19 protein-coding genes are annotated in these 25,108 nt (G+C 38.1%); 10 read left to right on the top strand and 9 right to left on the bottom strand.

The genetic code is table 11. The features are described 5' to 3' along the window. Nucleotides 1–74: 74 nt before the first annotated feature. The 3 genes from B9T27_RS04005 to B9T27_RS03995 all read right to left on the bottom strand — a co-directional run bounded on the left by B9T27_RS04005 (nt 75) and on the right by B9T27_RS03995 (nt 4,065). A complete protein-coding gene (locus B9T27_RS04005; RefSeq protein WP_086205568.1) occupies nt 75–1,061 on the bottom strand; it encodes a Tim44 domain-containing protein in 987 nt (328 codons plus the stop codon). A gap of 122 nt (nt 1,062–1,183) precedes the next feature. Continuing rightward, nucleotides 1,184–2,575, bottom strand: a complete 1,392-nt coding sequence (gene radA / locus B9T27_RS04000) for a DNA repair protein RadA (RefSeq protein WP_086205567.1) — start codon at nt 2,573–2,575, stop codon at nt 1,184–1,186. A 134-nt stretch (nt 2,576–2,709) separates the two neighbouring features. Continuing rightward, the gene (locus B9T27_RS03995) at nt 2,710–4,065 is read right to left on the bottom strand and encodes an alanine/glycine:cation symporter family protein (RefSeq protein ID WP_086205943.1); all 1,356 of its coding nucleotides are present in this window, start codon (nt 4,063–4,065) and stop codon (nt 2,710–2,712) included. A gap of 426 nt (nt 4,066–4,491) precedes the next feature. Between B9T27_RS03995 and B9T27_RS03990 the strand changes: the two genes are divergently transcribed. The 5 genes from B9T27_RS03990 (at nt 4,492) to B9T27_RS03970 (ending at nt 9,458) form a co-directional block, all read left to right on the top strand. Continuing rightward, on the top strand, nt 4,492–5,889 hold the full coding sequence (locus B9T27_RS03990; protein ID WP_086205566.1) for an amino acid permease: 1,398 nt from the start codon (nt 4,492–4,494) through the stop codon (nt 5,887–5,889). A 147-nt stretch (nt 5,890–6,036) separates the two neighbouring features. Next, nucleotides 6,037–6,243 (top strand): hypothetical protein, encoded by a 207-nt coding sequence (locus B9T27_RS03985; protein ID WP_086205565.1) that lies wholly within the window; start codon nt 6,037–6,039, stop codon nt 6,241–6,243. Nucleotides 6,244–6,274: 31 nt separating this feature from the next. Next, complete coding sequence (gene lysA / locus B9T27_RS03980) at nt 6,275–7,519, top strand: diaminopimelate decarboxylase (RefSeq protein WP_086205564.1); 1,245 nt, start codon at nt 6,275–6,277, stop codon at nt 7,517–7,519. 14 nt (nt 7,520–7,533) lie between these two features. Continuing rightward, on the top strand, nt 7,534–8,379 hold the full coding sequence (dapF, locus tag B9T27_RS03975) for a diaminopimelate epimerase (protein WP_086205563.1): 846 nt from the start codon (nt 7,534–7,536) through the stop codon (nt 8,377–8,379). 185 nt (nt 8,380–8,564) lie between these two features. Continuing rightward, nucleotides 8,565–9,458 (top strand): tyrosine recombinase XerC, encoded by an 894-nt coding sequence (locus B9T27_RS03970; RefSeq protein WP_171263335.1) that lies wholly within the window; start codon nt 8,565–8,567, stop codon nt 9,456–9,458. Between the two features lie 26 nt (nt 9,459–9,484). Here the strand turns inward: B9T27_RS03970 and B9T27_RS03965 are convergent, their stop codons facing one another. Next, a complete protein-coding gene (locus tag B9T27_RS03965) occupies nt 9,485–11,011 on the bottom strand; it encodes an FAD-dependent monooxygenase (RefSeq protein WP_086205561.1) in 1,527 nt (508 codons plus the stop codon). 410 nt (nt 11,012–11,421) lie between these two features. Here B9T27_RS03965 and B9T27_RS03960 point away from each other — a divergent pair, with 410 nt between their 5' ends. From B9T27_RS03960 to B9T27_RS03940, 5 genes are all read left to right on the top strand, one after another. After that, nucleotides 11,422–11,781, top strand: coding sequence for a hypothetical protein (locus B9T27_RS03960; RefSeq protein ID WP_086205560.1), 360 nt, complete (start codon nt 11,422–11,424; stop codon nt 11,779–11,781). Between the two features lie 759 nt (nt 11,782–12,540). Further along, complete coding sequence (locus B9T27_RS03955; protein WP_004648300.1) at nt 12,541–13,290, top strand: electron transfer flavoprotein subunit beta/FixA family protein; 750 nt, start codon at nt 12,541–12,543, stop codon at nt 13,288–13,290. Nucleotides 13,291–13,307: 17 nt separating this feature from the next. Beyond that, nucleotides 13,308–14,240 (top strand): electron transfer flavoprotein subunit alpha/FixB family protein, encoded by a 933-nt coding sequence (locus tag B9T27_RS03950; RefSeq protein ID WP_086205559.1) that lies wholly within the window; start codon nt 13,308–13,310, stop codon nt 14,238–14,240. A 431-nt stretch (nt 14,241–14,671) separates the two neighbouring features. Continuing rightward, nucleotides 14,672–17,680, top strand: coding sequence for a DNA gyrase subunit A (gyrA, locus tag B9T27_RS03945; RefSeq protein WP_086205558.1), 3,009 nt, complete (start codon nt 14,672–14,674; stop codon nt 17,678–17,680). Between the two features lie 75 nt (nt 17,681–17,755). Then, nucleotides 17,756–18,493 carry a hypothetical protein gene (locus B9T27_RS03940; RefSeq protein WP_086205557.1) on the top strand — a complete coding sequence of 246 codons (738 nt, stop codon included), beginning with the start codon at nt 17,756–17,758 and terminating at the stop codon, nt 18,491–18,493. Nucleotides 18,494–18,565: 72 nt separating this feature from the next. Here the strand turns inward: B9T27_RS03940 and gltP are convergent, their stop codons facing one another. From gltP to B9T27_RS03915, 5 genes are all read right to left on the bottom strand, one after another. Next, complete coding sequence (gene gltP / locus B9T27_RS03935; protein ID WP_086205556.1) at nt 18,566–19,861, bottom strand: glutamate/aspartate:proton symporter GltP; 1,296 nt, start codon at nt 19,859–19,861, stop codon at nt 18,566–18,568. A gap of 271 nt (nt 19,862–20,132) precedes the next feature. Beyond that, nucleotides 20,133–21,242 (bottom strand): ABC transporter permease, encoded by a 1,110-nt coding sequence (locus B9T27_RS03930; RefSeq protein WP_086205555.1) that lies wholly within the window; start codon nt 21,240–21,242, stop codon nt 20,133–20,135. Further along, the gene (locus B9T27_RS03925) at nt 21,239–22,369 is read right to left on the bottom strand and encodes an ABC transporter permease (protein WP_086205554.1); all 1,131 of its coding nucleotides are present in this window, start codon (nt 22,367–22,369) and stop codon (nt 21,239–21,241) included. The genes B9T27_RS03930 and B9T27_RS03925 overlap by 4 nt, the downstream gene beginning before the upstream one ends. Beyond that, entirely contained in the window at nt 22,369–23,562 is a 1,194-nt protein-coding gene (locus tag B9T27_RS03920) for an HlyD family secretion protein (protein ID WP_086205553.1), read from the bottom strand. The genes B9T27_RS03925 and B9T27_RS03920 overlap by 1 nt, the downstream gene beginning before the upstream one ends. A gap of 20 nt (nt 23,563–23,582) precedes the next feature. Beyond that, nucleotides 23,583–25,073 (bottom strand): TolC family protein, encoded by a 1,491-nt coding sequence (locus B9T27_RS03915; RefSeq protein ID WP_086205552.1) that lies wholly within the window; start codon nt 25,071–25,073, stop codon nt 23,583–23,585. Between the last annotated feature and the right edge of the window lie 35 nt (nt 25,074–25,108).

Raw genomic sequence — 25,108 nt, 5'->3', positions numbered from 1 at the left:
TATTTTATCTTGATGCTGCAATGGCCAATAAAAAACCAGTGACGAATCACTGGTTTTTGACATTGATGATGCTTTTAGCTTTCTTGTTGGATACCTGCAACTAACCAATCTTGGCTAGAGCCTGCAGGCTTAACAAAGTGCCAAACTTCAGAAAATGCTTGTGGTGGACTGTTGAGGTCTTCACTTACAGTACCTGTAAAACGAACACTAATAATGTACTGACCATTTTCACTAGATGAGTCAACCACCATCGCATTTAAGTTTGAGAACTCAGCAACATCTTGATCTTGGTTCGTCATAATATCGTTATACATCGACTGATAAAGATCAGGGGTTAGATAACGCTGAATTTCAGCAATATTACTTGCTGTATTCATTGACTGAATATGATTAAAACGCTGACGAGCAATACGTAAAAACGCAGCAGGTTCAGTACCATCTGGCAGTTGACTACCGCTTTGAGTAGAAGCACTACCAAATGGTGATTGCGTTGGCGCATCACCAGCTACAGATTGACCAAAAATATTGGTGTTTCCGCCAGCATTACGCGGTGCTGCATTAGCTTGACCAAAAGGTGCTGATCCTGGACCTGCACTATTTGGTGCAAATGGGTTGTTATTTGCTAATTTTTTTTTTGCTCCGAATTTACGGAAGAGAAAGAATGCACCAGCAGCAATGATTAATAGCCAAATCCAGCTTGGAATTCCACTTTTTTCTTTCTCTTGTTGCTGTGCAACTTGAGTTTCACTTGCTGCTTGAGCATTTGGTTTGTTGTCATCAGCCATTGCATTTGCTGCAACTGCACCAAGTGCAGCACCAGCAACACCAGCAGCGACCATACCACCAACACCTGGGCCAGATTTTTGTGGCGCAGTTGCAGGTGCAGCAGGTTGTTGGGCAGGTGTAGCTTGACGAGGTTGAGAGTAAGATTGGCTAGATGTGTTAGATCTGCTCATACCATGGCTTTTACCGCCGCCTGCACGCTTAGCTTCTGCTAAAGGTGCAAACACCAATGTTGCCATTAAAAGACCGGCCATCAAACTACGCTGTCGAACTTCCATCGATTTTTTCCTACTATAAACAAAATTTAAATGTTGAGTCTATTTATGAAGCCTTTTCGATGGAATTTCAATAAGAATTGCTATTTATTTCTCAATATCTTCACATAAATAGAACGAATGGTTTAATTCACTTCATCCGCAAGTTGCATCGCTTCTGTCAATGCTTCATGTAACCGTGCCACAGCAATAATTTGTACACCTGCAATGGTTTTTTGTGGTGCATTGCCGCGCGGCACAATAATGTATTTAAAACCATGTTTAATGGCTTCTTTTAATCGTTCTTGTCCATTGGGAACGGGACGAATTTCCCCTGAAAGCCCCACCTCACCAAAAACAGCCAATTGTTGAGGCAAAGCTTTACTGCGAATGCTCGATGCGCAGGCAAGTAATACGGCCAAATCTGAGCCTGTTTCAGTAATTTTTAGTCCACCGACAACATTGACATAGACATCTTGTCCAGAGGTTTGAACGCCGCCATGTCGATGCATAACAGCAAGTAGCATATTTAAGCGATTTTGTTCTAAACCTAATGCCACTCGACGTGGTTGACCATGTGCATCATCTACCAGCGCTTGTACTTCAACCAATAAGGGGCGCGTACCTTCACGGCTAATCATGACAATGGAGCCAGGAATAGCTTCATCATAACGACTCAGAAAAATGGCAGATGGATTAGCAACTTCCTTGAGGCCTTTATCGGTCATGCCAAATACACCGAGTTCATTCACTGCACCAAATCGGTTTTTGACTGCACGAATCATGCGGTAGCGCGAATCGGATTGACCTTCAAAATATAGGACACAATCGACCATGTGTTCAAGTACGCGAGGCCCAGCTAATGCACCTTCTTTGGTGACATGACCAACAAGAAATAAAGCCGTACCACTGTTTTTAGCAAAACGAGTCAGTAACGCAGCAGATTCTCGAATTTGTGAAACGCCACCTGGTGCAGATTGTAATGTTTCTGTATATAAGGTTTGAATCGAGTCTAGAATGGCCACAGCAGGGCGTTCATGTGAAAGGACTTCGCAAATTCGCTCAACACAGGTTTCTGCCATGACTTTGAGTCGATCGGTTGGTAAGTCTAAACGATGTGCTCGTAATGCAACTTGAGACAGTGATTCTTCACCAGTGACATATAACGCAGAACTATTTGCAGCAGCCATGTGTGTTGCGGTTTGGAGCAAAATTGTGGATTTTCCAATTCCGGGATCACCACCAATCAGCACAACTGAACCGGTCACCAAGCCACCACCGAGTACTCGGTCAAATTCACTAATTCCAGTGGCTAAGCGAGTCTCACTGGACACGGAAATTTTATTTAGTAAGGTAATGTTGGCGGCCTGACCTGTGTAGCCACCGCTTATATTCGCTTTTGCACGATGTGTTACTGTCGGTTCTATACGAACTTCGGTCAAGCTATTCCATTCACCACAATCTGAACATTGTCCTGCCCATTTAAGATGTTCTGTACCACATTGTTCACAGCGATAAACGGTTTTAACTTTTGCCATAATGATGTATTCGAAAGAGTTGTGTAGATTGAGTTCAATGGCACTATACAACATCATGCAAAAATAATTAACTTAAACCATTATACAAAAAGAGCCGCATTTCGGCGGCTCAATAGATGGACAAGGTGTAATATCTAGTACAATTCACCTGACTTACGTTTTACGAGGAAATCTTTGGTTTCTTTCACGATAATCGTTGAAAGTAAAAGTAAAGCGATTAAGTTCGGAATCGCCATTAAACCATTAAAGGTATCTGCAAATAACCAAACTAGATCTAGTGTTGCAATTGTGCCAATAAAAACGGTCGTAATATAAATGATGCGATAAGGCAAAATAAACTTTTCACCGAATAGATAGGTTGCACATTTTTCACCATAGTAGCACCATCCGAGAATAGTAGAATAAGCAAAGAAAATAATTCCAAAAGTTACTACCCAGCCACCAATACCAGGTAGTAATCGGTCAAAAATATGCGTGGTCAGGACAGCACCAGTCTCTGTTCCAAAGGTATTTCCTGCCACAATATAGCCCATGACCAGTACGATACCAGTAATGCTACAGACAATAATGGTATCAATAAATGTACCTGTCATTGAAACAAGACCCTGACGTACAGGATGATCCGTTCTTGCTGCTGCGGCAGCAATTGGTGCAGAGCCCATTCCCGCTTCATTAGAGAATACGCCACGTGCTACACCGTAGCGAATGACGGCACCAACTGCACCACCAGCAACCGCTTGGCCGGTAAATGCATCGACCAAGATCAATTTGAGTGCAGGAATCACAAGGTCAAGATTAGAGAAAATAATGGCTAAGCCACCTAAAACGTAACCAATCGCCATAATAGGAACAATAAATGACGAGGCTTTAGCGATAGATTGAATGCCACCTAAAATAACCAATGCTGAAAATACTGTAATGATGATTCCTGTTACCCAAGTTTCAATGCCCATACTATTTTGTACTGCAAGTGCCACAGTATTGGATTGCACAGAACTGCCAATACCAAATGATGCAATGGTACCGAATAACGCGAATAGAATCGCCAGCCATTTCCATTTCAGTCCATATTCAATGTAGTACATGGGGCCACCAGATTTTTGACCATTTTTACTGGTGATACGATACTTGACGGCAAGAACACCTTCACCATATTTTGTGGCCATACCGACCAAGGCAGTCATCCACATCCAAAACACAGCCCCTGGGCCACCCAATACGCACGCGGTTGCTACACCAGCGATATTTCCGGTTCCAATAGTGGCAGAGAGTGCTGTCATGAGTGCAGCGAAATGCGAAATATCACCTTCGTGATTTTTGCTTTTAGGATGCTTTCCAAAGACTTGTTTGAAGGCAAAGGGTAAAAGCCGGAACTGTAAAAACATCAGCCTGAAAGTTAAGAAAACACCTGTGCCCACAAGGAGAACAAGCATATAGGGACCCCAGACCCAGCCACTCAGGGTTTCCATAATCGATTGAATGTTTTGCATCATAAGCGTCTTCTTGTTTATCCATTTTCTTACATAACATGCTGTTTAAATAAGCAATTGTTATGCCATCCATGTGTTTTTTAAAATTAAGTTCAAGTGTTTTTCACTTGACGGTAAATGATGGTCTCTTATCAGTTATTAAACTTTAGTATTGTTTTTTTCAATGTTTCTCTTTTTTGACATAGATTTATCTGAGATACAAGTTTCTTATTCTACTTTTAATTTTTTTTAAATAATTGTTAATCTTTAATTTTTAGAAAAATTAAACAATATTTGCTTGGTTTTATATGTTGTTCTTAGAGCTTTCTTGGGAGCACTGTCTAGATAAGGGCTTTATTGATGAATGCTCAGTTTTGATTTTTCTTTTTCTTTTTTTTGAAAATTAAGATAATTTGTCCGATATTAAAGACTAAATCGAAATATAAAATGCAAAATGTAAATACTCCTCATTCGAGTGAAGACGGAGAGCTTCAACGAAGTTTATCGAATCGACATTTGCAATTAATTGCAATTGGTGGAGCCATTGGAACAGGGCTGTTCATGGGGTCAGGTAAAACCATCAGTCTTGCGGGGCCTTCCATTCTCTTTATTTATATGATCATTGGTTTGATGGTGTTTTTTGTCATGCGTGCGCTTGGTGAATTATTACTTTCAAACTTGAAATACAAATCCTTTATCGACTTTTCTACCGACTTAATTGGCCCTTGGGCAGGGTATTTTGTTGGGTGGACATATTGGTTGTGTTGGATCACCATAGGCATCGCAGATTTATCCGCTATTATTTATTATCTACAATTCTTTAATAATGGGCTGCCATTTTCACCAGTTGAAGGTGTAATGATTAGTGTTGCGGCGATTGTATTTATTATGGGCTTAAACCTCATGACAGTGAAACTGTTTGGGGAATTAGAGTTCTGGTTTGCATTGGTTAAAATTATTGCGATTGTCGTGTTGATTGCAGTCGGTTTGTGGATGATTTTTACTGGATTTACTTCTACAGCCGGTGAAGTAGCATCATTTACCCACCTGTGGAGTCATGGTGGTATGTTCCCGACAGGGGCACATGGCTTCTTAGCGGGTTTCCAAATTGCCATTTTCGCCTTTGTTGGGGTGGAATTGGTAGGTACAACAGCGGCTGAAACGAAAGATCCTGAACGTAATTTGCCCAAAGCTGTAAACTCAATTCCTATTCGTATTATTTTCTTCTACGTTTTAGCTTTAGTGATTGTAATGTCTGTCACGCCATGGAATAAAATTGATCCTGCTGTTAGTCCATTTGTAAACTTGTTTAGTCAGGCAGGTATTGCTGCTGCTGCTATCATCATGAATTTAGTAGTTTTATCTTCAGTCATGTCGTCAATGAATAGTGGTGTATTTTCGACTAGTCGGATGTTGTTTGGTTTGTCACGTGAAGATCAAGCACCGAAGGCTTTTGGTAAACTCAATACGCGTGCAGTCCCTGCTAATGCATTGTATTTCTCGGCAGTCTGTTTATTGGGTGGTGCGACATTACAGTACTTTGTTCCAAATGCAGTTGAAGCATTTACTTTAGCTACGACACTCTCGACCATTCTGTTTATTTTAGTTTGGATTATTATTTTGTGGAGTTATTTGGTCTATTACAAAACACGGCCTGAATTACATGCAAAATCGACCTTTAAATTACCCGGTGGACCATTGACCTGCTATGTCGTAATCGCTTTTTTTATAGGGATGATTTATGTCCTTTCTTTGGAGGCAGACACGTTTAGAGCACTGAAAGTTAGTCCAATTTGGCTAATCATTCTCGCGATTGGCTATTGGGGCTTTTATAAGAAAAAATAATCATATGCTTATCCATTAATTTTGATGAAAAAACGCCAGTTTCAAACTGGCGTTTTTTTGATTCTGGCTTTAAGCTGTGGCGCTTAGTACTTGGGTCAATACCGTGATCAAGGTATACTTATTAAAATTCAAAAGATAGGTGGTTAGATGCGTCTCGTCATTTGTTACATCAGTTTAATTGCGACCACGTTTATGATGATTGGGTGTGGTCAATCAGGTGCTTTACAGTTACAGACTGATCCTGATTATGACAAACGTGCTAAATATTTGCTTCATTCAAATATACAGAGTAAGTCATCTCATGTGCAGAAGACAGTTGTAGAACCAGCTGCATCAGAAGTACCCTCTAACTAGACCTATTTGCTTTCATTGAAAGGATACATTCATGAGTTTTTCCCGCATTAATGGGGTATTGCATGCAGAGCAATGTTCTTTAGAGCAGCTCGCGCAGCAATTTGGCACACCGCTTTACGTTTATTCAAAAGCAAGTTTTGAAAAACATTATTCTGATATGGATAAAGCATTTGCTTTTATTGATCATCAAATTTGCTTTGCGGTGAAGTCTAATTCTAATATTGCGGTATTGAATGTATTGGCTAAGCTGGGTTCAGGTTTTGATATTGTTACAGGTGGAGAACTGGCACGCGTATTGGTCGCTGGCGGTGAACCTACAAAAATCGTATTTTCAGGTTTAGGTAAAACTGAAGCAGATATTCAAAAAGCTTTAGAGGTTGGAATAGCATGTTTCAACGTTGAATCACATGCAGAATTAGCCCGTATTCAAAAAGTGGCCGCTAAACTTGGCATGAAAGCACCTATTTCTTTACGTGTTAATCCTGATGTCGATGCGAAAACCCATCCGTATATTTCAACTGGCTTAAAAGAGAATAAATTTGGAATTCCATCAGATAGCGTTTTTGAAACCTATCAATATGCAGCATCCTTGCCTAATTTAGATATCATTGGAATTGATTGTCATATTGGTTCGCAATTGACAGAAACTAAACCGTTTGTGGATGCACTTGACCGTGTAATTACAATGATTGATCAATTGAAAGAATTGGGTATTCAACTCAAACACATCGATATTGGTGGTGGTTTAGGTGTGACGTATAAAGATGAAGTTCCACCGACTGTTACTGAATATGCCAATGCAATGAAACCTGCTTTAGAAAAGCTAGGTCTAAAAGTGTATATGGAGCCAGGGCGTAGTATTTCAGCAAATGCTGGTGTGCTATTGACTCAAGTTGATTTGTTGAAGCCAACCAATCACCGTAACTTTGCGATAGTTGATGCGGCAATGAATGACTTAATTCGTCCATCCCTATATGAAGCATGGATGGATATTCAGTCAGTTACACCAAGTACAGATGTTGAAATAAAACAATGGGATGTTGTTGGTGCAATTTGTGAAACTGGCGATTTTTTAGGTAAAGAGCGTGAATTGGCTATTCAAGAAAACGATATACTTGCTGTTTTAGGTGCAGGTGCTTATGGTTTTGTGATGAGCTCAAACTATAATAGTCGTGGTCGTGCAGCTGAAGTGATGGTCGATGCTGATCAAGCACATCTGATTCGTGAGCGTGAAACCATAGAATCACTCTGGAAAAATGAACGGTTGTTGCCTTAAAGGAGTCATCTCAGATGTTATTAGAATTTACCAAAATGCATGGTCTAGGCAATGATTTTATGGTGGTTGACCTGATTAGCCAACGTGCTGTATTCGATAAAATGACCATTCAGCGTTTAGCTGATCGGCATTTTGGTGTTGGGTTTGATCAACTGCTGATTGTTGAAGCGCCTGATTTTCCGAATGTTGATTTTAAATATCGAATTTTTAATGCAGATGGCTCTGAAGTAGAACAGTGTGGTAATGGGATACGTTGTTTTGCGCGTTTTGTACATGAACGTCAACTGACCAATAAAACCAAGTTCAAAGTACAAACTTGTTCTGGAATTGTTGAGCCTGAATTAGGTCCAAATGGTTGGGTACGCGTGAATATGGGCTATCCAAAGTTTTTACCACAAGAAATTCCCTTTGTGGCTGAAACTGCTGAAGCTTTATATGACATTGAGCTTGCTGATGCGCAAAAATTAACGATTGATGTGGTGAATATGGGTAATCCCCATGCCGTGACAGTTGTTACGGATGTATTAACTGCAGATGTAGCCAGTATTGGACCACAGGTTGAATCACATGTGCGTTTTCCACAGCGAGTGAATGCGGGCTTTATGCAGATCGTAGATGAGAAACATGCCCGTTTACGTGTATTTGAGCGTGGTGTAGGAGAAACTATGGCTTGTGGTACGGGCGCTTGTGCTGCAGCTGTTTCAGGCATACGCCGTGGATTATTGGCTAATTCTGTTGAAATTGAACTTGCTGGTGGTAAGTTGCAAATTGAATGGAAAGAAGGCGATGTAGTGTGGATGACCGGTCCAACAGCAACAGTTTATGAAGGTCGTTTAGATTTACGTTACTTTCAAAGCTAAAAGCTAAAAGCTAAAAGCTTTTAAGGCTTAAAGTATTAAAGGACTTGAATAAGAAGTATTTTGTAAGTTGATAAATTGAAAAGCTCTGATTGGTCAGAGCTTTTTCAGTTACACTGTTTGATTGAATTTAACTGAATTAAATCAAGGAGAGTAAAATGCAATATGGTGCAATGCAGTTGCTCTCTATGTGGCTCAAAGACCGAAAAATTCAAAATCAATCTGAACATACGTTGGACGCTTATTTTCGAGACGTATCAGGGTTTATCGATTTCTGTTATCAAAAAAAAATAGAACTGAAACAGGTTGAAGCTTCAGATTTACGCGAATATTTAGCTTTTAAAGTAGAGCAAGATCAGCTGAGTTCCAGTAGTCTGCAACGTCATCTAACGTCTATTCGTCAATTTATGAAATGGGCGAAACAAGGCCAGTATTTAACAATCAATCCAGCTGATGATTTTCATATCAAAAGACAGCCCAGACCTTTACCGGGTATGATTGATATTGAAACGGTCAATCAAATTATTGACCAAGCTGCACCTGAAAAGCCGATAGAGCAACAACTTTGGTTGAGAGATAGGGCAATACTTGAGTTGTTATATTCGAGTGGTTTACGTTTGGCTGAAATTCATGGTCTGACCATTCGAGATATTGATTTTAATCGTTTACTTTTAAGAATTACAGGCAAGGGTAATAAAACTCGGATTGTTCCTTTTGGTTCTAAGGCCAAACAAAGTTTGATTGAATGGTTGAAAATTTATAGAATTTGGCGGGGTGAATTTACTCCAGAGTCCTCGGTATTTATTACGCAACGGGGTAATGTAATTACCCCACGACAAATTGAAAACCGAGTGAAACTTCAAGCGCAACGAGCTCAGGTTAATGTTGATTTACATCCGCACTTATTGCGTCATTGCTTTGCCAGTCATATGCTATCGAATAGTGGTGATTTACGTGCTGTACAAGAAATGCTCGGACATAGTAATTTAACCACCACGCAGATTTATACCCATATCGATTTTGATCGTCTTGCACAAGTGTATGATCAAGCTCATCCTCGAGCTCAAAAAATATTAAAATAAGCAATCTAATTATAAAGAGCATCTGTTCAAATTTGAGAGAAACAATTGATTTGCTGCTGTTGAAAATATCGATCTAAAGTATGTGTTTCTGCTTGTGGGTCAATTAGTGCTATATAAGTATCTGGGCGGAGTAAGTACACGGCATTTTCTAATAAACCCGCTTGTTCACACGAGATATCCCAAGTAAATGAATATAGAGGGATATTGTTCATTTTACACCAAACTTGTAATTGAGGTTGGGCCGTACCATAAACATGTACCTGCCAAAGCATTTTTTTTAATGACTCGAAATTATTGCCTTGTTCATATTCAATCCAAGGCAAGCGATCACCACCTTGCAATTTTCCTAGATTCTTTTGGCTGAGTGGACTGTGCCGATAATGAATATCCAGCTGTGAAATAAGACGAAAAATGAAGTGGCTGAGGTGGTGGTTATTATATATTTTAGGCAGCAGATATGGAATGATTTTTATCCGAATTAGACTGGGAATATAACCCTCTGCAGTAACGATACTAAAGAAACGGTCGGTACTCTTGATGAGTTTTTCAGCAAAAGCCCGCCGTTCAATTTGATAACTTTCTAATAATTGTTCAGAGGCTTGATTTTTAAGTACAGCTGCCAATTTCCACGCCAAATTAATCGCGTCGCCTATTCCTGTATTCATACCTTGTGCCCCAACTGGGCTATGTAAATGTGCTGCATCTCCGACTAAAAAGACGCGACCGACATGATAGTCAGACACAATACGGTGATGTACATGATAGGTAGAAAACCAATTTACTTTTTCAATACTTATTCCTAAATCTTGAATGGCAGTCTGATTAATATCCTCAAAGTTTAGGTTTTGTAATGATTTTACTCGATCTTCACGAATAATCCCGATCAGGCGTGCTTGGCCTAATTTTCCATAAGATAGCAGTAAAACAAAATCATGTTGATCAAAAGAGATATGTGCGCCACCATGAATGGTGAAGCCTTTGATGTCTACATCTGCCACATAAAAAACTTGTGAATAAGTTCCACCTGAAAAATTTAATCCTAGTTTGTGGCGAATCGGTGATTTACCGCCATCACAAGCTGCGAGAAAATGAGCATGATAATTTTCTTTTCCTTGAGGCCCAATAATTTGTGCGCTGACATGATCAGGATAGTCGGAAAAACTGATTAACTCCGTAGAACGTTCAACCATGACCCCAAGTTTCTCTAGATATTGAATTAAAATCCGCTCATGTTGGTCTTGAGGGTAAATTAAGAGAAAGGGATAGGGTGTCAGTTTTTGACCTTGTTCGACCAGTTTTAAAATGCCACGTTTTTTACCATTGACCCATAAATTGAGCTGTAAGTTTGCATGACCAGCATGAGTAATTTCGTCAGTAAGATCCATTTGTTGATAAAGTTCTAAGGTGCGTGCCTGTATACCTAAGGCTCTTGAATTGATTGTAGGTTTTGCAGTTTTATCAATAATACGGACTGGAATACCTTGTTTTGTTAACCATAAAGCAAGGACTAGTCCAGTAGGCCCAGCACCAACAATCAGAACATTATTTTTCATATTATTTTCCTGATAGTGATGAATTTATTAAATTAGTTGAACATTTTATTGTATAAAATAGGGCTGAAATCCACCTCTTTTTTAGAATAGCTTTTTTGTTATATTGTTTTTGAAAAAAATTGTAGTCTTTATTTATGCAGTATATGCCATCTTTTATCGCTTTACTTTTCTAAAAGGTACTCTATGTCATCAAGTGAGCATAGCAGTCTTGCATTTAAAATATTTTTATATTTAAGCAGTATTCATGGAATTGGAACAATTTATGCTTATTCTTGAGTATCAGCAAAGCTTATGCTAAAGAATTAGAAAAAGCACATTGCATTATAATATAGTCGTATTTTATTATTGCGAGATAAAAATAGAATAGATCGTAACAAAAATGATCAATATACAGGTGGAAAGTGAGTGTAATGAATAATATCCAGCAAAAATATGAACAATTAACGGCAGCGCAAAAAGAAATTTTCCGTGGTTATGGTCTAAGACAAATTAAACACTTTGTAGAGCTGAGTTTACCCAAAATAGAGTCTTGCCTACCTGAACATGCCATTGTGTTGGGACTGAATTTAAACGGGCAGGTACAAGCTGTAAATCAGCTTACTCAGCAAATATATTTATGGATATCAGACCAGCAATGGAAAGAGAGTCAGATTCAGTCAAGTCATATTGATTTAAAGCAAGACTTTATTCAAATCTGGAAAACATTTGATTTAGAGAAACAAGATTTAATTGAGTTAAGTCATATTCATCGTGATTTTTTGGGCGTGTAAGCTTTATCATGAATTTTTATACAGTAGATATAGTCATCATGGGCTTTTTTGACTCAAGGCTGGATGATCAAAAATGTGTGAAAATTTCATTGTTAACGTGGCATTGTTTTTTCTAAAAGTTGATTTTGTTTTGCTGTAAACGAGGCAGGTTTTTGTAGATTTTACGGTAAGTAGGTTGGGAATAGCACATTAGTCTCGTATTGAATATTGAGTTGATTTAAACATCGAGAAATTTTAAATTGATCACTAGGCATCAATAAATAATGCAAGGATTATCATCAAGGGTTTAAATCATTAAAATAAATAGTCAGTTTCGTTTGTTTTTGCGCATTAATCTCTAAAAAGAATTCTAAATTGGTTTAATTTTTATTCGGTTTAAGTCACTTTATTAGCAAATTTTCAATTCTCTATCTTAAATGACATTTAATTGGATCAAGATAGTACACTTTGGTGTCAAAAATACGAATAAACAGTTTATTTTTTTGAAGTCTTAAATTAAAGCTATTGATATGTGAAGTGTCTTTAAAAATCAATACTTAAGTAATTTAAAATAGTTACTAAAATTGAATAAATTATAGCTTAAACTTTTTTTATGAACTGTCCGTTCAATGATTTTTGTGCTTTTTTATAGCGCTTTCGATAATTGTGACTTGACCGAAATGCCAAACACATTGCAAGATAGGGCACCTAAAAATTTTAAAAGAAGAGTTATTATAACTTTTCTTAACTATTACTTTTGCTAAAACAGCCGAGGATTACATGAAGGCTCTTGTTGCTGTAAAACGTGTGGTTGATGCCAACGTTAAAGTTCGCGTTAAACCGGACAATAGTGGGGTAGACCTTACTAACGTTAAAATGTCAATCAACCCATTCTGTGAAATCGCAGTGGAAGAAGCAGTTCGCTTAAAAGAAAAAGGAACAGTTTCGGAAATCGTTGTAGTTTCTATCGGTCCTAAAGAAGCTCAGGAACAAATCCGTTCTTCTATGGCACTTGGTGCTGACCGCGGTATCTTAGTAGAAACTACTGATGAGATTGGAGCACTTGAAGTTGCTAAAATCTTAAAAGGTATTGTAGAACAAGAAAAACCAGAACTTATCCTTCTTGGTAAACAAGCAATTGATGATGACTCGAATCAAGTCGGTCAGATGCTTGGTGCTCTATTGGGTGCTGGTCAAGGTACATTTGCTTCTGTAGTTAATGTTACTGGCGATAAAGTTCAAGTGACGCGTGAAGTTGACGGTGGTTTACAAACTGTTGAACTGAACCTTCCCGCAATTATTACCACAGACTTACGTTTGAATGAGCCACGTTATGCTGCTCTTCCAAATATCATGAAAGCACGTAAAAAGCCGCTTGATGTTAAGTCTCCTGCAGATTATGGCGTTTCAGCAACAACTAAACTTAAAACAGTTAAAGTTGAACCACCTGCAGAGCGTAAAGCTGGTGTACAAGTGAAATCTGTTGACGAGCTTGTTGAAAAACTTAAAAACGAAGCGAAAGTGATCTAATACAGAAGGGTAAAATCATGAGTATTTTAGTTATCGCTGAGCACGACAATAAGACACTTAACGGTGCAACTTTAAACGTTGTTGCTGCAGCTCAAAAAATCGGTGGTGATATCACTGTATTGGTTGCTGGTTCTGGCGCTCAAGCAGTTGCTGATCAAGCGGCTAAAGTTGCGGGTGTAAGCAAAGTATTACTTGCTGACAACGCTGCTTATGCACACCAATTGGCTGAAAATGTTGCGGCTTTAGTTGCACAAGTGGGCAAAGGTTATTCTCATATCCTTGCAACTTCTACAACGACAGGTAAAAACGTACTTCCACGTGCGGCTGCACTTTTAGATGTAAGCATGATCTCTGACATCATTGCTGTTGAAAGCCCTAAAACTTTCAAACGTCCAATCTATGCAGGTAATGCAATTGCAACTGTAGAGTCTTCTGAATCTATCGTTGTTGCGACTGTTCGTGGTACGGCATTTGATCCTGTAGCGGCTGAAGGCGGTTCTGCTGCAATTGAAACTGTTGCTGATGTACAAGATGCTGGCATTTCTAAGTTTATTGCTGAAGAGATTGTTAAATCTGAACGTCCTGAATTAACAGCTGCACGTATTGTTGTTTCTGGTGGTCGTGGTGTGGGTTCTGGTGAAAACTACCACGCTGTACTTGATCCATTGGCAGACAAACTTGGCGCTGCTCAAGGTGCTTCACGTGCTGCAGTGGATGCTGGTTTCGTTCCAAATGATATGCAAGTTGGTCAAACAGGTAAAATTGTTGCACCTGACTTATATATCGCTGTCGGTATTTCTGGTGCGATTCAGCATTTGGCGGGTATGAAAGATTCTAAAGTGATCGTTGCGATCAACAAAGATGAAGAAGCGCCAATCAATGCAGTTGCTGACTATTGGTTAGTTGGTGATTTGAATACTGTTGTTCCAGAATTGGTTGCTAAACTGTAATTCTGAAATATAGTTTTAAAAACGCTCCGAGAGGGGCGTTTTTTTATGGTCTTAAATATTTAATTTATAGAATAAAAAATAAATATTAGAATAAAACTAAAATGCATGACTTTTGTAAAAATACTATCTTCAGTCAAGATGCTGAATAGGTATATTTAGTCAAATTTAATTCAAAATATGTAATTAAAATTACATATTTTAAAACCGTTTGGGTGCGATATTTTTGTATGGTGGATGGCATTCATTTTGTTTGAAATAAGTACAAAAAATCATGGTTATAGTTAAGCTGGAAAGGCACAAATTTAGAGTGATTTATGCTATAGTGTTCGACTGTATTTTTTTAATTTCAGTTCGGTTTGTTTGAACTAAATTTTTGCAAGATTGATGATATAAATCGGACAGTAAATTGCTGTTTGTAATAAGGAGTATGCATGAGCGTATCGGAAATCAGACCGATTGCCATTGAGGATGAACTAAAAAGCTCATATCTCGATTATGCCATGAGTGTTATTGTATCTCGTGCATTACCAGACGTGAGAGATGGTTTAAAACCTGTTCATCGTCGTGTACTTTTCGCTATGCACGAATTAGGTAATGACTATAACAAAGCCTATAAAAAATCTGCACGTGTAGTTGGTGATGTCATCGGTAAATATCACCCGCATGGTGATTCTGCTGTATATGAAACCATTGTTCGTATGGCGCAAGATTTTAGTCTACGTTATCAGTTGGTCGATGGTCAGGGTAACTTTGGTTCTGTTGATGGTGATAGTGCCGCAGCAATGCGTTATACCGAAGTCCGGATGCGTAAATTGACCCATGAACTTTTGGCCGACTTAGAGAAAGATACGGTCGAATGGGAAGATAACTACGATGGCTCTGAACGTATTCCTCAGGTTATGCCAACGCGTGTTCCAAATTTATTGATCAATGGTGTGACGGGTATTGCAGTTGGTATGGCGACCAATATGGCGCCACACAACATGACTGAAGTTGTGAATGCATGTCTGGCTTATGCAAATAACCCGAACATCAGCATCGAAGGCTTGATGGAGCACATATCAGGTCCAGACTTCCCTACAGGCGGTATCATTTACGGTAAATCAGGTATTGTTGATGCTTATCGCACAGGTAAAGGTCGTCTGCATATTCGTGGTAAGTATCACTTCGAAGAAGATCCGAAGAATGGTCGTATCACCATTGTATTTACTGAAATTCCGTATCAAGTGAATAAAGCTAGAACCATTGAGCGTATTGCTGAATTGGTTAAAGAGAAAAAGCTAGAAGGTATTTCAGAATTACGTGATGAGTCTGATAAAGACGGCATGCGTATTGCGATTGACTTAAAGCGTGGTGAAAACGCTGAAGTGATTGTTAATAATCTATTCCAAAATACCCAGCTTGAAAATTCCTTCAGCATCAACATGGTTTGTCTAGATAACGGTCAGCCAAAGTTGATGAATTTAAAAGATATCATCGCTGCATTTATTCGCCATCGTCAAGAAGTAGTGACTCGTCGTACCATGTACGAATTACGCAAAGCGCGTGAACGTGGTCATATCTTGGAAGGCTTAACCGTTGCTTTAGCCAATATCGATGCAATTATTGAAACCATTAAGACCTCTGCTAATCCAGCTGAAGCGCGTGAGCGTTTACATGCAGGTGAGTGGTCGGCAGGTGGTGTAGTTGCATTGTTGGAAAAAGCAGGTTCTGTTTCTGTTCGCCCAGAGATTATTGATGGGGAAGATTTATCTAAACCGTATGGTTTCGATGGTGGTATTTACCGTCTTTCACCAACTCAAGTTGGCGCAATTTTAGAATTACGTTTACATCGTTTAACGGGTTTAGAACAAGATAAGTTACATGCAGAATACTCTGAGATTCTCAGCCAAATTGCTGAACTCACTGCTATTTTAAATGACTTTAATTTGTTGATGAATGTGATTCGTGAAGAACTCGCATTAATTTTGCAGCAATATGGTGATGCTCGTAAAACTGCGATCGTTGAGTCGCGTATCGATTTCTCTCGTGAAGATTTAATTCCTGAAGAGCAAATGGTACTGACTGTTTCTAAAACAGGTTATGCGAAAACTCAACCCTTGTCTGACTATGCTGCACAGCGTCGTGGTGGTCGTGGTAAATCTGCAACTTCGATGAAAGAAGATGATTATATTCAACATCTGATTGTGACATCGAATCATGCGACTGTTTTATGTTTTACCAACGTTGGTAAAGTTTATCGCTTGAAAGTTTATGATGTACCACAAGCATCGCGCGGAGCAAAAGGTCGCCCAATGGTGAACTTATTGCCACTGGATGCTAATGAAACTATTACTGCAATTTTGCCTGTAATTGATGCACCAAAGAAATTTAAAGATCGTTTAGTTGATTTCAAAGCATTTGTAAAAGCCAATGCGGCTAAGCTTCAAGAAAATGAAATTATTAATGGTCATTTTGCTGAACTTGAAGCGGCTTTAGCTGAGCTTGAAGATGGTGCAGATGATTTATCTGATGCTTTACGTATTCAATTAAAACAATTAGGGGTAGAGCTTTCTACCACTGATTTAGATGATGAAATTATTGTTGATTTTGCACAGCAAGCTGAAGCAGTGCGTAAAAACTTCTATGTATTTATGGCGACTGAGTTCGGTACGATTAAACGCGTTGAGCTTGAACAATTTAGTAATGTTCGTTCAAATGGTTTACGTGCGATTGAGTTAAATGAAGAAGATACCTTAATTGGTGTCGCGATTACCGATGGTGAGCAGCAGATTATGTTGTTCTCAAATGAAGGTAAGGCGATTCGTTTTGCTGAAACTGATGTACGTTCAATGGGTCGTTCTGCCAAAGGTGTGCGCGGTATGCGCGTCACGATTGGTGCAGCACAAGTTGAAGATACCGAAGATACTGATGTAGAGTCTGATGATGAAGATGGTTCGGATTCAGTTTTAGTCAGCCGTATTGTATCGTTGGTTGTAGTACCTGAAACAGGTGAAGTACTGTGTGCTTCTGCACATGGTTACGGTAAACGTACTCCAGTCGGCGACTTCCCAACCAAAAAACGTGGTGGTAAGGGTGTTATTGCACTTAAGACTTCAGAACGTAATGGTGAGCTTGTCGGTGCGGTTGCGATTGATGCATCTAAAGAGTTGATGTTGATTTCTGATGGCGGTACTTTAGTGCGTACTCGTGCTTCTGAAGTCGCACAAACTGGTCGTAATGCGCAAGGTGTTCGTTTGATCCGTTTAGGGCAAGATGAAGTACTTGTGGGTGTTGTTGCTGTTGAAGCAGTTGAAGAAGAAGAATTTGTAGAAGTGATTGAAGGCGAAGAAGTCGTTGCTTCTGAAGCATTGATTGATTCTGAAATTTTGATTGCTGATGAAATGATTGCTGATGAAGCTGGCAACGAATCAGATTTAAATGAGTCTGAAGAAGAGTAAGTTTTAAGAGTGAAAAAAAGGATGCGTAAGCATCCTTTTTTTATTATAAATATAAAAAATTAATAAGGATCAGGAATGATTTGTTATTTATGTTTGGAAGATAAAAAGTTAAGAAAATCGCATTCAATTCCGAATAGCGTATTTAGACAGTTAAAAAAACAATCTATTATTAGCTCAGTTTTAATACGCTTAGATGCCCAAGGAGATAGTTTGGTCAAGCAAACTCAAAATACATTTGATTGTGAGTTGCTTTGTGCTGAATGTGAACAACATTTAGGAAAATTAGAAAAAGTATTTTTAGAATTTATACGATCTCAGAAAAATAAAAATAAATTAGGGAAGTATCTAGTTATTGAAAGTGATTGTTTGGATATAATTAAAATTGTGATTTGCTCAATATTTTGGCGTATGTTCTATGCAAAGAGGGTATATCAAGAATTTGATTTTGTGCATTTATCTAAGGAGTATGCTGAAACAATAAGATTAAGTATTCTAAGTAAGGATATTAATCGCCTACAGAATATAGATGTAAACATTTATCCTGTTAGAGATAAGATACATGATATGAAGCAATGTGTTGGATTTTTTCCATCTGATTGCAAATCTTTTTATTACTTGCTGATAGAGGGATTTTTAATTGAGATATTTAATCCTAAAAATTTAGGTAAAATAAAAAATAGCAAAAACAAAGTTACAACTGTAGAAATTGATCCAAGAAAAGATCAGAAGCTTGTCCAAATTTTCTATCAACCACATGTAAAGCTCAAAAATGGATTATTTCCTCAGAAAATTTTAAAGCAGTTTAATAGTTAAAAATGAATCATTTTTTAGATGAAAATCCATAAAAAAAGGAAGCCGAAGCTTCCTTTTTGATGCTTTTATGAATTAAGCAGCTTGTTTCATTTCAACTTCATAAGATTCTTTCTTTTCAGAATCAAATTGACCTTCCCATTTGCTGATTACTAGAACAGCTAAGGCATTACCAATTACATTTAATACTGTACGTGCCATATCTAAAATACGGTCAATACCAGCAATAAATGCTAAACCTTCAAGTGGAATACCAACACTGCCCAATGTTGCCAATAGCACCACGAAAGACACGCCAGGAACGCCAGCAATACCTTTCGAAGTAATCATTAACGTAAGGACTAAAATAACCTGTTGGGTAACACTTAAGTCAATTCCATAAAGTTGTGCAATAAAGATAGCTGCAATACTTTGATAAAGTGTTGAGCCATCTAAGTTAAATGAATAACCAATTGGAATTACGAAACTGGTAATAGATTTAGGTGCACCATAGGCTTCCATTTTTTCCATGATACGCGGTAAAACTGTTTCTGAACTTGCAGTTGAATAAGCTAAAATTAGCTCATCTTTCAACATCTTAATCAGTGTCCAAATATTAAAACCGCAAAATTTAGCTACAAGTCCTAAAATGACAAAGATGAAGAAGAAAATGGCGGCATAAACCAACAGTGCCAATTTAACTAATGGCAGCAGAGAGCTAAAACCAAAGTTTGCAACCGTTACTGCAATCAGACCAAATACACCAAAAGGTGCAAATAACATGATCATATGCGTAACTTTAAACATGGTTTCAGAAATTGCGTGTAAAACATCAATTAAAGGTTTTTTGGTTTCTTTCGATAATGAGCCTAAGCCAACACCAAAGATCACCGAAAAGAAGATGATTGGCAACATGTGCCCATCAGTGAGTGATCCAAAAATATTAGAGGGAATTAAAGATAAAATAGTATTAACCAGACCGTGAGCATGACTACTCACTTCTTGTGTGGTCTGTTGATATTGAGAGATATCAGTTTTAGTTAAACTTGACATATCAATACCAGCGCCTGGCTGGAATACATTCGCTGAAACTAAACCAACGATAATGGCAACAGTTGTAATAATTTCAAAATAGAGAATTGTTTTGAAGCCGAGCTTACCTAAATTTTGACCGTGACTTGCATTGGCAATACCTAAAATTAGCATTGAAACGACAAGTGGAATAACGATCATCTTAATCAAATTAATAAAGATCTTACCCAGTGGGCTTAGAAAATTATTAACTAAAACTTCACGATATTCGGGGGAGTAGTGTAAAAAAGAGCCTACAAGCACACCTAAAATGAGTGCAATTACGATTTGCCATGCAAGGCTAATCTTAATTTTATTCATATTAATCCCTTAAAATCAGATAGTTGGTGAAAAAAGCTATAAGAACATGATCGGCATCATAACGACCTGTTGCTGAGAGCATGGGAGTGAATAATAAAAAAAATATTCAGGAGGTACGGAAAAACGCTATTTTGCATTGATAAATGCATACAATCTAACTTTTTTTATGTAATACGTGTTTGATTGGTTAATTTTTCTACACTTTTGGTCGAAAATTCGATCTATTTGTTAAGTTTTATTTATTAATCTTATTTTATGTCTGGTGAGTGGCCTATTTTTTATAAGGTTGAGCGAGTCGGAAATAGCTCCAAATTAATAATATACTGCCAATCATCGTTAAATAAATCATTTTAGGAATAATCAGATTAGTAGGTACCCCCATCTGATTTAGTTGAATAAACATTTGAATCCCTTGGGTGGACGGTAGCACATCACCTAAGTATTGCATCCATTCAGGCATTGCCGAATGTGGCCAGGCAGTGCCAGAGAGTAAAAAGAGTGGAATAGAGGTAAAAACAATGAGGTGTCCTGCACGTTCAGGCATATCTAAAAATGAAGCAATGACCAAGCTGAGTCCAATCACACAACTAATGAAGATAGGAACGGCCAGTAGCATGCCCCAAAAATTCCCCCCATGCGGATAATCATAGAACCAAAAAGTAAAGCCAAATAGATAAAAACAGCCTAAGCAACCAATAGTTAAAATGGCACAAAATAAACCAAAAAGTTCAATTTTTTTAGGTCGCCAGTTATTTTGTCTATAGCCAGCAATTAGCATACTTAAACCTAAAACAATGGTTTGATGAATAATTAAAGGTGCAATTGCAGGGAAAACATAACTACCATAACCCGATAAGGTATTAAATAAAGGAATTTGATGAATAGATAGCGCTGGGGAGAAGTGTGAAATATGGCTAAATTTCTCAGTATGCTCAGCAATCGCTTGTTCAATTGATTGGGCTAAACCTAAGCCAATTTCTTTAGTTCTTAAAAAATAGGCACCACTTAGATATAAGCCTACACCACCGACTTCACCACGGTAAATACTATTGGATAAATTATCAGGTAACAATAAAATACCATCTGCTTGCTGAGTTTTAATCATCATTTCTGCTTCAGCAAAATTTCCAGTGACGGCTTTAATTTTGACATTCGGGCTTTTTGATACTTCATCAATAATGGTTGCAGTGACGAGACTTTGTTCTTCATCAACAATCACAATGGGTAGTGACTCAGCATGTTGTGCCTTGTAGGCGGTTGGATAGAAAAAACTATAGAAAAACACCGATAAAATTAATGTCGTTAGGATTGAGCTATTACTCGCAATATCCTTAAATGTTTTAAGGTAATAATGTAGAAAGTTTTTCCAGTTCTTTTTCATCCGTGTATTCCTTTTATATACTTTTTAAGGAAGACGTAGGCGGTGCCAAAATAAAAGAATGTATAGAGTATTAATATAGCCAATGGGAAAAGAGAAGTAGAAATAGGGCTTCCAATGACCCATTGCTCAGTTTGTAATTTTGCATAAGGAGTGTAAGGAATAATGTTGGCCCAGAATTGAGTAAAGAGAGGGGCATTATTCAATGGTAAAGTAACTCCAGCAAAACTTAAGGATGAACCCCCATATACCGCAATAAAACCAAAAGTTTTGTTTAAATTATGAGTTGCAAGAACCACCGTACTACTAATAAAAGCATACGCACTGTAAAAGAAAAACTGTGCGAGTAAAATTACCCACAGATGACCTGCGACAAACCAACCTCGAATTTCAATAAGCCAGAACATCCATGCCCAAGTCCATGCGCTAAAAATAAATACATAGGTTAAATTTTTAGATAATAATGCACGAAAGAGGCCCTTTTGATTGAGCCATTGCGTTGTTGTATTAAATTTAAATTCTTGTCCAACTGCAAAAGCCACACAACAACACAACAATAAATGCAAAATAGCGGGAATCACAAATGGTTCTAAATAAAATTCGTAACTTAGACTTGGATTATATAAGGGGGATATTTTGACATGCGGTGTTGGAATATCTAAATAAGGGATGGTATTTTCTAAATAGTTTTGTCCTGTGAAATTAACCATAGCTTCTAAAGTACTGACCAACATTGCAGAAGAAATTGCGTTACCTACACTAAAGTAACTTTGGTTAAAAGCGATGCTAATTTCGGCATCTTGTGCTCGAACCAATCGTTGTTCAGCACCTTCGGGAATATGAACATAGCCCCAAATCTGGGTTTGATTGAGTAACTTTTCAACTTCATCGGGGCTTTGTGAAATAGTGATAATTTTTAAAGTGGGATTATGACTCAAATATTTTTCAATATTTTGGCTTAATGTGCTTTGGTCTTGGTCAATAATAGCGATAGGTAAATGCTCAGGCTTACCTTGATAAAACATGCTAGTGAATAACACAATGATAAATAATGGTGCGAGTGTGACCAAACACAAGTCCCATTTATGTGTTAGTAAATAGCGTAGTTCACGCAGCAAGCCAGACCACATTAGTTTGTCTCTTTTACTTTAAATAGAACGCTCATCCCTACTTTTAAATCTGGTAGGGCCTGTACAGGAACCACATGGACTTTGAAACTGCGAATGTCATAACCACCTGTCTGGCGAGTGGTTTTAAGCGTAGCAAACTCACCTTCAACATCAATATTTTTAATTTTAAAGATCGCTATTTTGTTAAGTGCAGGAATAAAACCCTGTATAGTTTTTGCTTGATAGACTTGTGCATATTGGTCTTCCCGCACATTAAAGCTCACCTTTAAATGATCATCTTGAATAATACTTACCACGGGTACACCGATGACGACCAATTCAGAGACTTTGCCATAGGTTTTTGATACGGTGCCATTAATGGGGGCGAGTAATTTAGTTTCTGCCTCTAAAGCATTGGCTTCCGCAACAGCAGCTTGAGCAATTTGAACTTGAGCATCCGCAGAAGATTTTTGTTGTGGGGTGCTGCCTCGTTGCGCACGAAGGTATTGTTGATGGGCAGCTTCAGTCAGTTCTGTTGCAGAGATTGCGGCTGCGTGCATTTCATCCCGTCGTTGCCGAGAAATGACACCTTCTTTAAATAGATTCTCACCCCGTTGATAGGTGGTTTTGGCTAATTGTTCTTGTGCTTTTAAACTTTGCCAGTTGGCATAAAGTGTCGCAACATTTTCTTCTTGAGAACCTCGCTCAGCAGTTGATTGTAGTGCGAGAGCTGATTGTAAAAGGCCTAAAGCCTGCTGTTTTTTTGCATCAACTTCAGGGCTATATAAACGCACCAACTCTTGACCTTTGATGATTCTTTGACCTTCATGCACGTAAATTTCTTCAATCCGGCTGGGGACTTTGGTACTCACATAAACGGTATCCGCTTCAACTCGGCCTTGTAATTCAATTTCCTTGGGCTGATAACTTTTCCATAAACCAAAAGCAATCAAACCCAAGATTAAAATTAGCGCAATGATGCCTACAATTTTGAGGAGTTTAGGTTTTTTCTGATCAATACGCTGTTTGTTTTTATCTGCTTGTTGATGTGTAGATGAGTTATTTGATGTTATATCAGCTTCAGCATGCGTGGATTCTTCTTGAGAAGCAGCAGTTGGATTTTGTGTGGTTGGTATTTGAGATTCATCTGTAGACGTTCCTTCAGATAAGGCTTTTTCTGTATCTTGATCATGATTTTTTTGATCTTGAGTCATCTAATTTTCCCCATCAAGAATTAACGAATATAGTTGGTTTGAGATTGATTAACATAATTTTGAAATTGGTCAATTGAGCCGTGACTTTGCAATAATGTGGCCAAGGATATGACATATTTATAAGCATTCAGTGCCATTTCACTTTTCAGGCCATTCAGAGCATTTTGTGCATCAATGACTTGAGTTGCTGTGCCCATATCCTCTTTAAAAGATAAAGTTTGAATGCGTAAATTTTCTTGAGCTGCTAGCATATTTTGCTGAATAAGTTGCTGACTACGTTGTGCACTGGCCATTTCGCTATAAGATTTATAAATAATATTTTCAATTTCTTGTTTAGTTCGTTCAGTTAATAACTCAGAAGCATAGCGTTGTAGCTCCGCTGCTTGAATACTTTTGTTCTTATCTATGCCTGAAAATAAATTGTAGCGGGCAACTACACCGACAATCCAGTTTTGCTTTTCATCTAAACTATATTCACCAAATGCAAAAAGATTGGGTTTTTTTGCTGCGGATTGTACTTTGACATTGGCATTGGCCAGTTGTGTGTCCATTTGCATTTTACGAATCAGTGTAGATTGATCTTGATAGGTTTTTAACAATGTATTTAAAGATTGGCTCTGTACAGAATTGACAAATAAAGGTGTGGTTAAGTCGGTAATTTGGCTACTTTGTAAAAGATTATTCAGTTGGAATAAGCTAGATCTGAAATTGGCTTCAGCATTTTGTTCAAGACGTTCAGCATTATTCTTTGCAACTTCAAACTGCATGCGTTGGCCTTTACTGATAAAACCTTGTTGTTCTAACTTTAATGCATTGCTGTAATGGGTTTGCATGGCATTAAAATTGGAATAACTGGAATTTAATAATTGTTTTTGTAGTTGCGTATTAAAATATGCCTGAATGATTTCAAGGCGTTGTAGATCCTGCTGCTGTTTCGTCGTGAGTTGACTGCGCTGAGCTTTAATATTGGCCACTTCTTTGGCACTCGAGGTCAGTCCGCCAGTATATAACGGCATAAGTACTGAAACCGTTGGGCGAACCACTTGATCTTCTAGCACGACATTTGCTGAATCTGGAAATAAGCCTACGCCATTGTGAATGGTTTGATTTAAGCCATCTTTTAAAGGATAGGAAATATTTGGTGGTAAGTTGGTTTGGTCAATTCGATCGTTAATGCCTTGGGAAAGGGTTTGTTCTAGATTGTTTTTAAAAGAGTTTAAAGGGATATCGACTTCATTATGAAAGGCATAAGCACGAACATTGAAGTCGATGCGTGGTAGTCCTAAGCCTTTAACAGCATCTGCTTCAAGTTGAGAGGCTTGCTGGAATGCCTGACTTGCTTGGCTACTGTAAGAATCTTGCAAAATGGATTGTTCTGCTTGTATATAACTCAGACTCCCTGCGAAAGTTGTGCTTGCGTGGGTAATACTTGCAGTAAGTAATGCAACTTTTAAAATTGTTGTAATGGATGAAGCACATTTTTTTTGTATTTTTTCTAATTTTATCAACATCAATTGGTCACTCAGCAGCGTTGGGTAAATTATAC

Origin of the sequence: Acinetobacter sp. ANC 4648 (assembly GCF_002135345.1) — a bacterium.
Classification (GTDB): Bacteria; Pseudomonadota; Gammaproteobacteria; order Pseudomonadales; family Moraxellaceae; genus Acinetobacter.
This window is presented reverse-complemented; position numbering and strand designations above follow the sequence as displayed.

Coding starts and splice junctions, on each gene's coding strand:
- B9T27_RS04005 (WP_086205568.1), bottom strand. CDS start 1,061: ATGGAAGTTCGACAGCGTAGTTTGATGGCCGGTCTTTTAATGGCAACA.
- radA (WP_086205567.1), bottom strand. CDS start 2,575: ATGGCAAAAGTTAAAACCGTTTATCGCTGTGAACAATGTGGTACAGAA.
- B9T27_RS03995 (WP_086205943.1), bottom strand. CDS start 4,065: ATGCAAAACATTCAATCGATTATGGAAACCCTGAGTGGCTGGGTCTGG.
- B9T27_RS03990 (WP_086205566.1), top strand. CDS start 4,492: ATGCAAAATGTAAATACTCCTCATTCGAGTGAAGACGGAGAGCTTCAA.
- B9T27_RS03985 (WP_086205565.1), top strand. CDS start 6,037: ATGCGTCTCGTCATTTGTTACATCAGTTTAATTGCGACCACGTTTATG.
- lysA (WP_086205564.1), top strand. CDS start 6,275: ATGAGTTTTTCCCGCATTAATGGGGTATTGCATGCAGAGCAATGTTCT.
- dapF (WP_086205563.1), top strand. CDS start 7,534: ATGTTATTAGAATTTACCAAAATGCATGGTCTAGGCAATGATTTTATG.
- B9T27_RS03970 (WP_171263335.1), top strand. CDS start 8,565: ATGTGGCTCAAAGACCGAAAAATTCAAAATCAATCTGAACATACGTTG.
- B9T27_RS03965 (WP_086205561.1), bottom strand. CDS start 11,011: ATGAAAAATAATGTTCTGATTGTTGGTGCTGGGCCTACTGGACTAGTC.
- B9T27_RS03960 (WP_086205560.1), top strand. CDS start 11,422: ATGAATAATATCCAGCAAAAATATGAACAATTAACGGCAGCGCAAAAA.
- B9T27_RS03955 (WP_004648300.1), top strand. CDS start 12,541: ATGAAGGCTCTTGTTGCTGTAAAACGTGTGGTTGATGCCAACGTTAAA.
- B9T27_RS03950 (WP_086205559.1), top strand. CDS start 13,308: ATGAGTATTTTAGTTATCGCTGAGCACGACAATAAGACACTTAACGGT.
- gyrA (WP_086205558.1), top strand. CDS start 14,672: ATGAGCGTATCGGAAATCAGACCGATTGCCATTGAGGATGAACTAAAA.
- B9T27_RS03940 (WP_086205557.1), top strand. CDS start 17,756: ATGATTTGTTATTTATGTTTGGAAGATAAAAAGTTAAGAAAATCGCAT.
- gltP (WP_086205556.1), bottom strand. CDS start 19,861: ATGAATAAAATTAAGATTAGCCTTGCATGGCAAATCGTAATTGCACTC.
- B9T27_RS03930 (WP_086205555.1), bottom strand. CDS start 21,242: ATGAAAAAGAACTGGAAAAACTTTCTACATTATTACCTTAAAACATTT.
- B9T27_RS03925 (WP_086205554.1), bottom strand. CDS start 22,369: ATGTGGTCTGGCTTGCTGCGTGAACTACGCTATTTACTAACACATAAA.
- B9T27_RS03920 (WP_086205553.1), bottom strand. CDS start 23,562: ATGACTCAAGATCAAAAAAATCATGATCAAGATACAGAAAAAGCCTTA.
- B9T27_RS03915 (WP_086205552.1), bottom strand. CDS start 25,073: ATGTTGATAAAATTAGAAAAAATACAAAAAAAATGTGCTTCATCCATT.